This is a genomic window from Geomonas sp. RF6, assembly GCF_021044625.1.
In the GTDB taxonomy this organism is placed as follows: Bacteria; Desulfobacterota; Desulfuromonadia; order Geobacterales; family Geobacteraceae; genus RF6.
The window spans coordinates 4,848,588-4,862,517 of sequence record NZ_CP087999.1 but is presented as its reverse complement, the minus strand read 5'-3'; the positions used below and the strand labels follow the sequence as shown (position 1 = coordinate 4,862,517).

At 61.2% G+C, this 13,930-nt stretch carries 11 protein-coding genes; 9 read left to right on the top strand and 2 right to left on the bottom strand.

The window, feature by feature from the left end:
- Window positions 1-408: 408 nt before the first annotated feature.
- The 9 genes from aspS to LPW11_RS20615 all read left to right on the top strand — a co-directional run bounded on the left by aspS (window position 409) and on the right by LPW11_RS20615 (window position 10,427).
- On the top strand, window positions 409-2,190 hold the full coding sequence (gene aspS / locus LPW11_RS20655) for an aspartate--tRNA ligase (protein WP_230995754.1): 1,782 nt from the start codon (window positions 409-411) through the stop codon (window positions 2,188-2,190).
- A gap of 11 nt (window positions 2,191-2,201) precedes the next feature.
- Complete coding sequence (locus LPW11_RS20650) at window positions 2,202-2,906, top strand: DUF4398 domain-containing protein (RefSeq protein WP_230995753.1); 705 nt, start codon at window positions 2,202-2,204, stop codon at window positions 2,904-2,906.
- Between the two features lie 489 nt (window positions 2,907-3,395).
- A complete protein-coding gene (gene icd / locus LPW11_RS20645; RefSeq protein ID WP_230995752.1) occupies window positions 3,396-4,805 on the top strand; it encodes an NADP-dependent isocitrate dehydrogenase in 1,410 nt (469 codons plus the stop codon).
- 159 nt (window positions 4,806-4,964) lie between these two features.
- On the top strand, window positions 4,965-5,918 hold the full coding sequence (mdh, locus tag LPW11_RS20640) for a malate dehydrogenase (RefSeq protein ID WP_230995751.1): 954 nt from the start codon (window positions 4,965-4,967) through the stop codon (window positions 5,916-5,918).
- A 241-nt stretch (window positions 5,919-6,159) separates the two neighbouring features.
- On the top strand, window positions 6,160-6,354 hold the full coding sequence (locus LPW11_RS20635) for a 4Fe-4S binding protein (RefSeq protein WP_230995750.1): 195 nt from the start codon (window positions 6,160-6,162) through the stop codon (window positions 6,352-6,354).
- Window positions 6,355-6,365: 11 nt separating this feature from the next.
- Window positions 6,366-7,499 (top strand): 2-oxoacid:acceptor oxidoreductase subunit alpha, encoded by a 1,134-nt coding sequence (locus LPW11_RS20630; protein ID WP_230995749.1) that lies wholly within the window; start codon window positions 6,366-6,368, stop codon window positions 7,497-7,499.
- A gap of 1 nt (window position 7,500) precedes the next feature.
- A complete protein-coding gene (locus LPW11_RS20625; protein WP_230995748.1) occupies window positions 7,501-8,316 on the top strand; it encodes a 2-oxoacid:ferredoxin oxidoreductase subunit beta in 816 nt (271 codons plus the stop codon).
- A gap of 12 nt (window positions 8,317-8,328) precedes the next feature.
- Entirely contained in the window at window positions 8,329-8,895 is a 567-nt protein-coding gene (locus tag LPW11_RS20620; protein WP_230995747.1) for a 2-oxoacid:acceptor oxidoreductase family protein, read from the top strand.
- A gap of 284 nt (window positions 8,896-9,179) precedes the next feature.
- Window positions 9,180-10,427, top strand: a complete 1,248-nt coding sequence (locus LPW11_RS20615) for an HD-GYP domain-containing protein (protein ID WP_230995746.1) — start codon at window positions 9,180-9,182, stop codon at window positions 10,425-10,427.
- 404 nt (window positions 10,428-10,831) lie between these two features.
- On the opposite strand, the gene LPW11_RS20610 is transcribed toward LPW11_RS20615, so the two are convergent.
- Both LPW11_RS20610 and rlmD read right to left on the bottom strand, forming a co-directional pair.
- Window positions 10,832-12,067 (bottom strand): HD domain-containing protein, encoded by a 1,236-nt coding sequence (locus LPW11_RS20610; protein ID WP_230995745.1) that lies wholly within the window; start codon window positions 12,065-12,067, stop codon window positions 10,832-10,834.
- Between the two features lie 200 nt (window positions 12,068-12,267).
- A complete protein-coding gene (gene rlmD, locus LPW11_RS20605; protein ID WP_230995744.1) occupies window positions 12,268-13,620 on the bottom strand; it encodes a 23S rRNA (uracil(1939)-C(5))-methyltransferase RlmD in 1,353 nt (450 codons plus the stop codon).
- Window positions 13,621-13,930 lie beyond the last annotated feature (310 nt).

The following is a 13,930-nucleotide window of genomic DNA, read 5'->3' as shown; positions in this document are numbered from 1 at the left end:
AGTGAGCGACGCCTCACGTTCCCCCCTTTGCGAAGGGGGGACAGGGGGGATTTGAATCGTGCTCTCCAGAAGCGTCACCGAGGTGGGGAGCGAGCAGGTAATCCGCCTCCTCCAGAGGTTGTGCGAGATGTAGGCCGGAATAAGCGGAGCGTTTCCGGCAAAAGGTGCCGAAGTGATCGGCTTGCGCCAGCGCCGGGAACGCCTGCGGCTTATCCCGGCCTACAACGTCCCCATATGTCCCCGTCGGCCTCCTCGAACCTTCATCTAGACATCCAATGCCTCTTTGCCGGTAAAGGAGCCCTCTTTTCCTCCGGCCGCGTCGGCTGGACCTTTTAGGTTGAACCGGCCTACACTTTTGGGTATAGTAATCCGATTTTTGTCCCCCGTATATTTCAAGGAGGTTCTTTAATGATAGATTTTCTGGGCGATTGGAAGAGAAGCAGCTACTGTGGTGAGCTTACCGCGCAAAACGTGGGACAAGAGGTGGTTCTTATGGGGTGGGCGGCACGCCGGCGCGACCACGGCGGCCTGATCTTCGTCGATCTGCGCGACCGTGAAGGGGTTGCCCAGGTTGTGTTCGATCCGGAGAGGTCCCCGGAGTCCCACGCGAAGGCGGAAACCGTCCGCAGCGAATTCGTCCTCGCCATCAAGGGTACCGTCTCCCCGCGCCCCGAAGGTACCGTCAACCCCAAGATGAAGACCGGCGAAGTGGAGATCCTCGTCACTGAGTGCAGGCTTCTCAACTCCTCCAAAGCGCTTCCCTTTACCCTCGACGGTTTCGTGGACGTCAATGAAAACATCCGCCTGAAGCACCGCTACCTCGACCTGAGAACCGCGACGCTGCAGGGGAACATGATTCTGCGCTCCAAGGTCGCCCAGCTCACCCGCCAGTACCTCACGGACAACGGCTTCCTGGAAATCGAGACGCCGTTCCTCACCAAGTCCACTCCGGAAGGGGCGCGCGACTTCCTGGTCCCCTCCCGCATCAACAAGGGTGATTTCTACGCGCTCCCGCAGTCCCCGCAGCTCTTCAAGCAGATCCTCATGGTTTCCGGCTTCGACCGCTATTTCCAGATCGTGCGCTGCTTCCGCGACGAGGACCTGCGCGCCGATCGCCAGCCTGAATTCACCCAGATCGACTGCGAGATGTCCTTTATCGACCGCGAGGACATCATCTCCGTCATGGAAGGGCTCATGGCCCGCATCTTCGCCGAAGCGAAAGGTGTCCAGGTGCAGCTCCCGATCCAGCGCATGACCTATGCCGAGGCGATTCGCCGTTTCGGCGTCGACAACCCGGACCTTCGCTTCGGCCTCGAGCTCGTCGAGCTCTCCGATCTCGTGGTCAACTCCGGCTTCAAGGTTTTCGCCGACATCGTGAAGGGCGGCGGGATCGTGAAGGGTATGAACGTGAAGGGCGCCGCCTCCATGAGCCGCAAGGAGATCGACGACCTCACCGAGTTCGCGAAGATCTACGGCGCGAAGGGGCTCGCCTACGTAAAGATGACCGAGGAAGGGTGGCAGTCTCCGATCGCCAAATTCTTCACTCCCGAAGAGATCGCTTCTCTGGACCAGGCTTTCGGCGCAGAGAAGGGGGACCTCCTCCTCTTCGTGGCGGACAAGCCGAAGGTGGTGAACGACTCCCTCGGGCGCCTGAGAAACCACCTCGCCGCGAAGCTTGGCCTCACCGACCCCAACGACTACCGCTTCGTCTGGATCACCGACTTCCCCCTCCTTGAGTGGGACGCCGACGAGAAGAGATGGTGCGCGGTGCATCACCCGTTCACCGCACCGATGGACGAGGACCTGGAGTACGTGGAGAGCGATCCGGGTCGCTGCCGCGCGAAGGCATACGATCTCGTCCTGAACGGCAACGAGGTCGGCGGCGGCTCCATCAGGATCCATCAGGAAGAGGTGCAGTCCCTCATGTTCAAGATGCTGGGGCTCTCCGACGAGAACGCCCGCGGCAAGTTCGGCTTCCTCCTCGACGCCCTCGAGTACGGCACCCCTCCGCACGGCGGAATCGCCTTCGGCCTCGACCGTCTCATGATGCTTCTTACCGGCAGTGACTCGATCCGCGACGTCATCGCATTCCCCAAGACGCAGAAGGGCGCCTGCCTTATGTCCGAGGCTCCTTCCGGTGTGGACCCGCTGCAGCTGCGGGAACTCGGCATCCGACTGGCCAAGCAGTAGGGGCCGGCGCCTTGAGGGCCCTGCGCCACCTCATATTTCTCCTCATCATCGCCTCAGCAGGCGCCTGCGCGGTCACACCGCCGCTCTGGCGCCCTGAGGCGCGCACGTCACTGGATCGCGCCACCGCCGCCAAGGCGGAAGAGATCTACCCCGCCGAATACCGCACCGCCCGCGACACTTTCCTCAAAGCCGAAGAGCTCCTGCAAAAAGGTGAGAAAAAGGAGGCTGAGAAGTACTTCCTCCTCGCCCAGCAGGAGGCAACGATGGTGCGCAAAAAAGCGGAGGCGGAGGCCGCCCGGCGCGCTGAGGAGCGCGCGCGTCTTGCGGAGGAAGCTGCTCGCGTCGCGGAGGAGCGGCGCAAGGAGAAGGAGATCGAGCTCGAGGAGGCGGCGCGGCTTCTGCAGCAAAAGGCTGCGGAGGAGGCAGCTGCCAAGGCGGCCGCCGAGGCTGCGCGCAAAAGGGTGAAGCCCGTGAAGGAGCAGCGTCCCGTCACCTCCTACACGGTGAGGAGAGGGCAGTCGTTGCCGCTCATCGCGGCGCAGCCGGAGGTGTACAACGACCGCAACCTCTGGCCCCTGCTGTACCGGGCAAACCGCGACCAGATCAGCGATCCGCGCCACCTCTGGCCGGGGCAGGTGCTGCGCGTGCCACGTAACTCCAGCCGCGACGATGTCGCCGAGGCTCGGAGGTATGCGCTGGAGAGGCCGCTGCATTAGGTTCCCATCCCCACCCTGTCCCTCCCCTTGAAAGGGAGGGGACTCCATGGGGGGGCGCACTTGCATTTGTAGGCCGGAATAAGCGCTAGCGTTTCCGGCATTCCCTGGTGGGCGGCTGCGTCTGGGGTGGACTACATTAACCACCCTGTCCCTCCCTTTGAGAGGGCGCGACGCCTGCGGCCCTTCTTTTATCCTTCCTGATCGTGCCGACAGCTACTGCATCGGTTAACCTGCTTTCTTTGACAATCCGCCCCCCGATCGGCAGCCAGCCGGTCGCCCCGCTTCAGCGCTCCAGCCTGATCAGAGGTAAATGCCTCTTTCTCCTTCATAAAACGCTGTCAAGATTTCCCCCTTGACACCCCCCATACCTTTGTATACTGTATACAAAAATTTCCGATTTCCGGGATGCGGCAACGGCGTGTTATAATCACCTGCAAATCGCGCAAACACCCGATTTTACAGACATCAAAAGGTTTGAAAGGAGAGGAGATGGCCTACACACATGTGAAAGTTCCCGCCGGCGGAAAGATCACCATGAAGCAGGGTGTGCTCGACGTGCCCGATAATCCGATCATCCCCTTCATCGAGGGGGACGGTACCGGCGTCGACATCTGGAAGGCTTCCGTGCGCGTATTCGACGCTGCAGTCGAGAAGGCTTACGGCGGCAAGAAGAAGATCAGCTGGATGGAGGTGTACGCCGGCGAGAAGGCGTTCAACCTCTTCAGGGGTGAGATGGGGGACCAGGCCTGGCTCCCGCAGGAGACGGTGGACGCCTTCCAGGAATTTTTGGTGGGGATCAAGGGACCGCTCACCACACCGATCGGCGGCGGCATCCGCTCCCTCAACGTGGCTCTGCGCCAGCTGCTCGACCTGTACGTCTGTCTGCGTCCCGTTCGCTACTTCCAGGGGGTTCCCTCGCCGGTGAAGAAGCCTGAGGACGTGGACATGGTCATCTTCCGCGAGAATACCGAGGACATCTACGCCGGTATCGAGTGGATGGTCGGCACGGCCGAGTGCGACAAGGTGAAGAAGTTCCTCATGGAGGAGATGGGGGTCAACAAGATCCGCTTCCCGGAGACCTCTTCCATCGGGATCAAGCCGATCTCCAAGGAAGGCTCCGAGCGCCTCTGCCGGGCCGCCATCCAGTATGCGCTGGACCACAAGCGCCGTTCCGTGACCCTGGTGCACAAGGGGAACATCATGAAGTTCACCGAGGGCGCCTTCAAGGACTGGGGGTACGGCATCGCGGTGAACGAGTTCCGCAGCCAGATCGTCACCGAGCGGGAGAGCTGGATCATCGACAACCAGGACAGGAACGGCTCCCTTTCCGCCGAGGAGAACGCCCGTCTTATCGACCCCGGTTTCGACATGATGAGTCCGAAGCAGCAGGAAAAGATCGTCAAAGAGGTGGAGCAGGCGCTCACCCTCATGCCGACCCACGGAAACGGCCAGTGGAAGAAGCTCCTGATGATCAAGGACGCCATCGCCGACATCGCGCTGCAGCAGGTGCTCACCCGCGCAAAAGAGTTCGACGTCATCGCCACCATGAACCTGGAAGGGGATTTCCTCTCCGACGCCCTCGCGGCACAGGTCGGCGGCATCGGCATCGCCCCCGGCGCCAACATCAACTACGTGACCGGTCACGCCATCTTCGAGGCGACCCACGGGACCGCGCCGAAGTACGCGAACCTCGACAAGGTTAACCCCGGCTCCGTGATCCTCTCCGGCGTCATGATGCTGGAGCACATGGGGTGGCAGGAGGCAGCCGACATGATCGTCTCCGCCATCGACAAGACCATCACCCAGAAACGCGTCACCTACGACTTCGAGCGCATGATGCCCGGCTCCACCCTCCTCAAGTGCTCCGAGTTCGCAGACGCCCTGATAGAGAATATGTAGGCCGCTTTCGGTGAATATGCAGTCATGTTATGGCAGAAGCCGCCTCGCACGAGGCGGCGGACGCATTTAATGTATCCTGACCGTGTGGAATATCGGCGATCTTCCGCTATAACGAGCAGAAGGCGATCCGGGACAGGTCAAATCAACAGGAGGCGAAAAATGGCAAGAAGAAAGATCTCTTTGATCGGCGGGGGGCAGATAGGAGGAGTACTGGCCCAACTCGCAGCGCAGCGCGAACTTGGCGACGTGGTCCTTTTCGACATCGTGGAAGGGCTCCCGCAGGGGAAAACGCTCGATATCGCCGAGGCGTCCCCGGTGGACAACTTCGACGTCTCCGTGGGCGGGGCGAACGATTTCACCGCCATCAAGGGGTCCGACATAGTCATCATCACCGCCGGGCTGCCGCGCAAGCCGGGGATGAGCCGCGACGACCTCATCTCCACCAATGCGAAGATCATGCAGTCGGTGGCGGAAGGGATCCGCGACAATGCGCCCGATGCCTTTGTCCTCGTCATCTCCAACCCGCTCGACGCGATGGTCACCCTGTGCCAGAGGGTGACCGGTTTCCCCTCCAACCGCGTCATCGGCATGGCCGGTGTGCTCGACTCGGCCCGTTTCGCTTCTTTCATCGCCTGGGAGCTGGGTGTATCGGTGCGCGACGTCAACGCCATGGTCCTCGGCGGTCACGGCGACACCATGGTGCCGATCGTGCGCTACGCCAACGTGAACGGCATCCCGGTCATGGAGATGCTGGAGCGCAAGTACAACGACCCGAAAAAGGCGAAGGAAGTCATGGCCGCCATCATCAAGCGCACCCAGAACGCCGGGGGGGAGGTCGTGGGCCTTCTGAAGACCGGCAGCGCATTCTACTCGCCCGCTTCCAGCGCCATCTGCATGGCGGAGGCGATCCTTCGCGACCAGAAGCGGCTTCTGCCGGCGTGCGCCATGCTGCACGGCGAGTTCGGCGTCGACGGCTACTACATCGGCGTACCGTGCGTCCTTGGCGCCGGTGGCGTGGAGCGGATCGTGGAATTCTCCCTCGATGCGGAAGAGCAGGCGCTCTTCGACAGCTCCGTCGCTGCCGTGAAGGAACTGGTCGACAGCATGAAGTAGGGGTGGTGCAGTGGTGCAGGATAGGAGGGGGACAGGCACCTTTTAACAAAGGAGCCAGTCCCCGTGTCTTCATGGTGGCGCCCCTGGGGGCGCCGCCAGTAAGGCCGGAGGGAGCGGGGATACCCCCCTTTTTTCCTTACGGAGCGTCGGGAAACGTCTTCTTGCCATATGTATACTGTATATGCTATAAGAGAGCCTAATTGCCGATCTTACAAGCAGTTACGCCAAAGGAGCCGGTAGCATGGAAAAGAAGTTACCTAAAATAGAAATCATTGAGAAGTACTGCAAGGGATGCCACATCTGTGTGGAATTTTGCCCCACGAAGGTCCTGGAAATGAAGGGGTTCGTGGCGAGCGTGAAGAACCTGGAGGCGTGCATCAAGTGCATGCAGTGCGAGCTCAGATGTCCCGATTTTGCCATCACGGTGTCTGAATAAGGAGGTAGTACGTGGCTAAGAAAGTAGCGTTCCTTCAGGGGAACGAGGCCGCCGCCCAAGGCGCTCTTTATGCCGGCTGCAACTTTTTCGCCGGTTATCCCATCACTCCCTCCACCGAGGTGGCCGAGGTATTGTCCGCTGAGCTCCCGAAGCGAAGCGGCAAGTTCATCCAGATGGAAGACGAGATCGGCGCGATGGCCGCCGTCATCGGCGCATCCCTTACCGGCGCGAAGGTACTAACCGCGACCTCCGGCCCGGGTCTTTCGCTGAAGCAGGAACTGATTGGCTACGCCTGCATCGCCGAGGTCCCCGTCGTCATCATCAACGTCATGCGCGGCGGCCCCTCGACCGGAATGCCGACCGGCCCGTCCCAGTCCGACGTCATGGCCGCACGCTGGGGCACGCATGGCGACCATGCCGCCATCTGCCTCGTCCCCGCTTCGGTGCAGGAGCTTTTCGAGGAGACGGTGCGCGCCTTCAACCTGGCCGAAAAGTACCGCATGCCGGTCTTTGTGATGCCGGACGAGATCGTCGGCCACATGCGCGAGCGCATCGTCTTCCCCGAGCCGGGGGAGCTTGAAGTCATCAGCCGCACTGCCCCGAGCGTGCCCCCCGAAGAGTACAAGCCGTACGACACCCGCTTTGGCGACGTGCCGCCGCTGGCTTCCTTCGGCTCCGGCTACCGCTTCCACGTGACCGGCCTCAACAAGGCCGAGGACGGTTTCCCCACCACGAAGGCCGCCCTGGTGCAGGCCGAAGAGGAGCGCCAGCTCAGGAAGGTGACCGCCAACATCGACGACATCGTCACCTTCGAGGAGTACCTCCTGGATGACGCCGAGGTCGCCGTCGTGGCGTTCGGCTCCACCTCCCGTTCCGCCCGCTTTGCGGTGAACGAGCTCAGGAAAGAGGGGGTCAAGGCGGGGCTCTTCCGCATCCGCACCTTCTGGCCCTTCCCGGACAAGCAGATCGCAGCACTCGGCGCAAGGGTGAAGGCGATCATCACGCCGGAGATGAATCTCGGCATGTGCACCAGCGAAGTGAAGCGCTGCGTGGAAGGGAAGGCGCCGGTGCACGGCATCTTCCGCGTCGACGGCGAGCCGATCAACCCGGGACAGATCGCCCAGAAAATCAGGGAGGTGCTCTAAGATGGCCTTTGAATACGACAAATACATCCGCGGCGGCAAGCTGCCGCACATCTGGTGCCCCGGCTGCGGCCACGGCATCGTGATGAAAGGGCTCATCCGGGCCATCGACACCCTGGGGCTCGAGAAGAACAACACCGCCATCGTATCGGGCATCGGCTGCGCCTCGCGCCTCCCCGGCTACATGGATTTCTGTACGCTGCACACCGCCCACGGCCGCGCCGCTGCATTTGCTACCGGTGTGAAGATGGCGAAGCCGGAGATGAACGTCATCCTCATCGGTGGCGACGGCGACGGCACCGCCATCGGCGGGAACCACTTCATCCACGCCTGCCGCAGAAACATCGACATGACGTACATCATCATGAACAACAACATCTACGGCATGACCGGTGGACAGTTCTCCCCCTGCACCCCGACCGGTGCCAAGGCGTCGACCACCCCGTACGGCAATCCCGATCCGGCGTTCGACATCGCAAAGCTGGCCATCGGCGCAGGCGCGACCTTTGTGGCCCGCGGCACTGCCTACCACGCGAACCAGATCGACAAGCTCATCGTGGAAGCGGTGCAGCACAAGGGGTTCTCGGTGGTGGAGATCCTGGACGACTGCCCGACGACCTACGGACGGCGCAACAAGTTCAAGTCGGTCATCGAGATGATGAACCGCCTGAAGGACATCGCGGTCCCGGTGAAGGCTGCCGAGAAGATGACCCCGGAGCAACTCCAGGGGAAGGTGCTGACCGGCGTGCTGTACAAGGAAGAGAAGCCGGAATACATCAGCGAATACGCCAAAGTCATAGAGCGCGCCAGCAAAGGATAAGGAGAAGGAACGATGTCTCGATATGAAATCAGGTTTTCCGGGGCCGGGGGGCAGGGCTTGATATTGGCAGGGGTCATCATGGCCGAGGCCGCATCGATCTATGACGGCAAGCAGGCGGTGCAGTCGCAGAGCTACGGGCCGGAAGCGCGGGGGGGCGCCTCGAAGTCGGAGGTGATCATCTCCGAAGACGCCATCGACTACCCGAAGGCGACGGTCGTCGATGCCCTTCTTGCCCTCACCCAGGAGGCTGCCGACAAGTACTGTCACGACTTGAAGGAAGGGGGGATGCTCCTGATCGACTCCGACCTCGTGAAGCGGGTTCCGGAGGGGAATTACAACACCGTCGCCTTCCCGATCATCAACACGGCGAAGAACGAAGTCGGTCGCGAAATCGTGGCAAACATCGTCGCACTCGGCGCCATGGTCGCGCTGACCGGCGTCGTCACGAAGGAAGGCGCCGAGAAAGCGGTCTTGGCCCGTGTGCCCGCAGCCTTCGTCGAGCTGAACCGCAAGGCATTCGAGACGGGATATCAGAAGGCAGTTGCCGCCATGGAAGTGGAGGCGGCCGCCGCCTGCTAAGGTCTTACTGAAATTGATAGCCACATCGTGCTGCCCGGCCGGGACCTCCCTGCCGGGCAGTGCTTTTTCTGTGCCCCTGTAGCCTTTGTAGGCCGGAATAAGCGAAGCGTTTCCGGCATCCCTCCTTCGCCTTGCGGCAAATGCCGGGAACGCCTACGGCTTATCCCGGCCTACAGTTCACCTCGACCCATGTCTCATTAAGCATAAGTTGTTGAAGCTTTTCCGCGCATCCGATAAAGTGGCGGTAAGAGGAAAGAAATCCGAATCGCTGAAAGGGATTTGCCATGTCTGACGACGAACTGGCCCGTCTGGCGCTAAGCCAAACCCTCGACCTGCTAGGGCTTACGGACCTGACCCTTCAGCAGCTTTCGAGGAGGCGCTTCACCAACGAGCGGCTCTATCGCGAGGTGCTCGGCAAGGTCCTGGGAGGAAACGGCAGGCGCGGCCCCAGCGGGGTTTTCATCGCCTCACAGGGCGCCGATTGCCATTGCTACAAGGGACGGGTGTTCCATCTGCGGCAAGGCGCGCTGGTCGAACGATCGGAGGAGATCACCATCGGCCTCGCGCAGAGTTTTGCCATCAGTCTCGTCAATGTGGAGGAGGCGAACACCTCCGTCGCTGTGAACTGGATGGAGGTGTGCGAGGGTGTCGAGGATTTCCAAAGCTACTTCCACGCCGATGTGGTGGCAGCGATGGAGGAATCGATCCTCAACTTCGTGAGTTGCCGGATCAGCGGCGAGGTTCCGGGCGTCATCGTGGCGTTCAACTACCCAGGGCGTGCGACAGACTACGATGCCGCCGTCCTGCGCGGCGCCGCTGTGACTATCGGCTCGCTCTTGAGTGTGTCAGACAACCTGAAGGACACCGAGGAGGCCTTCATTTACACGGTGGAGGCGCTGGCGCGTGCGTGCGAGGCGGCCGAGCCCGACACCGGGCAGCACATCCAGCGGGTGAATCGCTACGCAGGGGCGCTTGCTGCGAACATGGGACTTGACGAGTGTTTCGTGGAGGAGATCTCGTATTCGGCGCAGATGCACGATGTCGGGAAGCTCCGGATTCCTCCGACCATTCTTTTGAAGGAAGACCTCCTGTCGCCGAGCGAGATGCAGTTGATGCGCCGGCATCCGATCTTTGGCGCGGAGATAATCGGAGACAGCCCGCGGCTGAAGATGGCGCGAGAGATTGCGCTGTCGCACCACGAGAACTGGGACGGGTCTGGGTACCCAAAGCATCTGAAGCGGGAGAGGATTCCGCTATCGGGGCGGATAGTGCGGGTATGTGACTGCTACGACGCAATGCGGTCGCGGCGAAGCTACAAGCCGCCGTTTACTCACGAAGAAGCGCTGGCTGTCTTTCGGAAAGGGGACGATCGCATCCATCCCGAGCACTTCGACCCGACTGTGCTGGAGACCTTTTTCAAGATCGAGCACATGTTTGAAATGATCTACGACTCGTCAATTTTGAAAATCGGGATGAAGGAGCGAAAGACGCAGCAGGGGGAGTCGCTCGCGCAAGCTTCGGGACGTAGGTAGTCCCCCTCCCTTTCAAGGGGCCATACGGGATTTCCGGCGCAGCGTGGGTACATTGCCACGAAGCACTGCAGAAGGCCTAACGTTCCCCCCTTTGCGAAGGTTCATCCGGGAATTCCGGGAATTCAGCCCGGTCTCTTCCGTTGAGGTGAGGGGACACTAGTGGCGCCGCGCTGGAGCACAGGCTTCCCAGCCTGTACCGCGGCGCCAGCCGCGCGGTCTGTGGCGGCTGCGCCGCCATCGCAGGCAAGATGCCTACGCTCCAGCGTGGGGGCACCCGGATTCTTTGTAGCGCGTTCCCCAGAATTCCCGGAAGACCGTTCGCAAAGGGGGGGGGGGACGCGAAGCCTCGTGCGGACCTTCATTGGAACATACTACGCGTTCCCCGGAATTCTCGGATTAGCCTTTCAAGGGGAGGGCAGGGTGGGGATGGGGTCCGCCAAACCTTTCTGAACATTACGGAAGGCTTCGATCCTTCGCTGCAGCACGATCTCCTGCCGCTTTTCCGGCGCTATCCCGGCCTCGTCGAAATATCCCGGCTCCAGCCCGAGTTCCACCGTCGACAGCGCCGCAATCTTCACTGCGTCGTGCCACCCATCGAGCGGCTCACCAAAGTCAGCTGCCACCACCAGCGGCAGTATCTCCGATATCCCGCCCTTCACCGCATCGACCGCCAGGCGCATCTTGGTGCCGACCCGCAACTCCTGCCACCTGTTCGCATTCCCATGTGACCTGCAGACATACTCCAAGGCACGCTGCAAAGCCGCGGGAAGTTTCAGCCGCCTGCAAAGGGAAACCGCGGCTTCTGCCCCGGCAGCTTCATGCCCGTGATGCTTCGGATAGAGCTCCGGCGGTGTGGCGAGCTTCCCGAAGTCGTGGAAGAAGGCGCAGAAGCGAGCCGTGACATCCGGAGTCGACTGAGCCGCCCGCTCCAGAACCTGGAGCGAATGCGACAGGAGATCCCCTTCCGGATGGTGCTCCACCGGGCCGGCGGGAACGTGTGGCATCCTTGCGAGCTCGGGCAGAAAAGGAGTGCAGGTTCCCGTCTCCTGCAACCGCCGGAAGAAAAGTGCGGGTTCCTTCCTGCCGAGCGCCTTCAGCATCTCCTGCGAAAAGCGCTCGACCGGCAGGCGGCCGAAGTCTGCGGACCAGTCGCGGCTGGCGATGGTTTCCTCATCTTCCTTTGTCAGCCGCCAACCACCGGACTCGAAACGGAAGGCGCGGAAAATCCTGCCCGGGTCATTGGTGAGGCTTTCCGGACTGCACGTTTTGAGGATCATCTGCGCGAGATCGTCCCTGCCGCGAAGGGGATCGACGATAGTGCCGTCGAGGCTCTCGGCGATGGCGTTGATGGTGAAGTCGCGGCGCGAGAGGTCGTCTGTGAGATCCGAGATGTCGGAGAGGGGGGTGAGCTCGATCTTGCCGAGCTCTCTGTGGAAGCGGAAGTACATTGGCGGGGTGCTTTTCGACTGCACCAGCCGGAAGCCGAGCGCGATGAGTTCGTCGTGTGGCACCGCGCCGGCAAGGTCCACGTCCTGCGACTCTACCCCGAGAAGTAGGTCGCGGACCATACCGCCGACCATGAAAAGCCGCGGGTGCAGGTGCGGGGGAAAAAGACCTTTTACCTTTTCGATAAGCGTCATAAAGAAAGTTTTGTCCGCAGATTACGCAGATTACCGCAGATTAAAACCAGACCCTAAAGGCATCTCATCCGCAGATTACGCAGATTCCGCAGATTGCCTGACAAAGGCAGGGAAGGGGCAGTGCTTTCGGCCTGTGCGTAATACCGCAAAGCGTGGGTTCAAATCTGCGAAAATCTGCGTAATCTGCGGACGAAAAAGGTCTAGATCCTTTCCAGTAGTGCCACATCCTCGACATGCACCGTCTGCGGGAACATATCTACCGGCTGCACCTGCACCGTCCGATACCCGTGCCGCGAAAGGATATCGAGATCGCGCGCCAGCGTCTCCGGCGAGCACGATACATAAATCATCTTCTGCGGCTGCAGCGCGGCGGCGCTCTTCAGGACCTTTTCATCGCACCCCTTGCGCGGCGGGTTGAGTACGATGACGTCGGCGCCCCCTTCGCTGCCGATCTCGTCAAGTAGTCGCGCCGCGTCTCCCGCTTCGAATTCGCAGTTTTCCACCCGGTTCAGCTTCGCATTCTCGGTCGCATCGACGACGGCCGATTCGACCATTTCGATACCCACAACCTCTGCGGCGTCTTTCGCCAGAAGGAGGGAAATACCGCCGATCCCGCAGTAGAGATCGATCACCCGCTCCGTTCCCTTGAGCGCTGCCAGCTCGCGCACCTTTTCGTAGATGATGCGGGCGGCGCCGCTGTTCACCTGGAAAAACGAGCGCGGCGAAAGCGTAAAGGCGGTCTTGCCAATCTGCGCACGCAGGGTCTGCGCCTTGGTAAGGAAGCGGTCGCGCTGCCCAAAGATCACATTGCCGGTGGTGTTGTTGATGTTCTGTGCCACCACGATCACCTCCGGCACTTCCTTCTGGATGTGCTTCGCCAGGTGGTGTATCTCGTTGTACCCAACCTCTGTGGTGACGAGGACAACCATAACCTTGTCGCCAGGCTGGGCGACGCGGACCACCAGGTAGCGCAGCAGTCCCATCTCGCTCTTCGGGTTGTAGATCGGCACCTTTCCCTTTTTAATCCCGACTTTCGCAGCCTTCACCACCTTGTTGATGAGAGGATGGTGCAGGGGGCAATCGAGGTTTTCCTGCACGTCGTGGCTGTTTCGCTTGTACATCCCAATAACCGGATCGACGTTCTTCCCGGCGACGACGAGCTTCGCCGAGTTGCGGTACCCGAATTCCTGCGGAGAGGCGATCGTCTCGTGCACGGGGACGTGCGCGAGGGACGTGTATTTGCGCATGTGCCTCTGGACAAGCTGAGTTTTCCACGCCAGCTGTGAGGAGTAGCGCATCTGCATGAGACCGCAGCCGTCACAGGTGCGCCCCTTGCTGCAAAGCGGGACATTGACGCGATCCCCAGAGGGCTTCACGCACTTCAAAAGATTGCCGAACGCCTCGCGCCGCCCCACGTAGGTAACGCGTACGACCACCTGCTCGCCCGGCAGGGCGTGCGCAACGAGTACGCGGGTACCCTCATGGTAGGCCACCCCGAAGCCGTCGTCGTTGATGGAGGTGATCGAAAGCTCCAGTGTCTGCCCCGATCTCAACTGGGGATGTTCCTGCGTCGGTTTCCCTGCCGTGCGAGCCTGAGGCTTGGAACCGCCGGCATTCAACTGTCTCGACAGTCCCTCTTTACGGCGCTCGCCAGATGCAGATTTCGGCGTTGCCGTCTTGGTGTACGATTTGTCGTGGCGGTCGGCCCCGGTAAAGTCAGATTTTCTACCTTTAGCTTCCCCTCTGAACGGTTTTTCGGTCACCTCTGCGCGATCCGGTCTTGCGGCAGGCTTGGCTCCGAATTTTCTGCCACTCTTCTGGGAATCTGCTGGTCGTGCCGCATCAGGGGCGCGACGTGCCGGC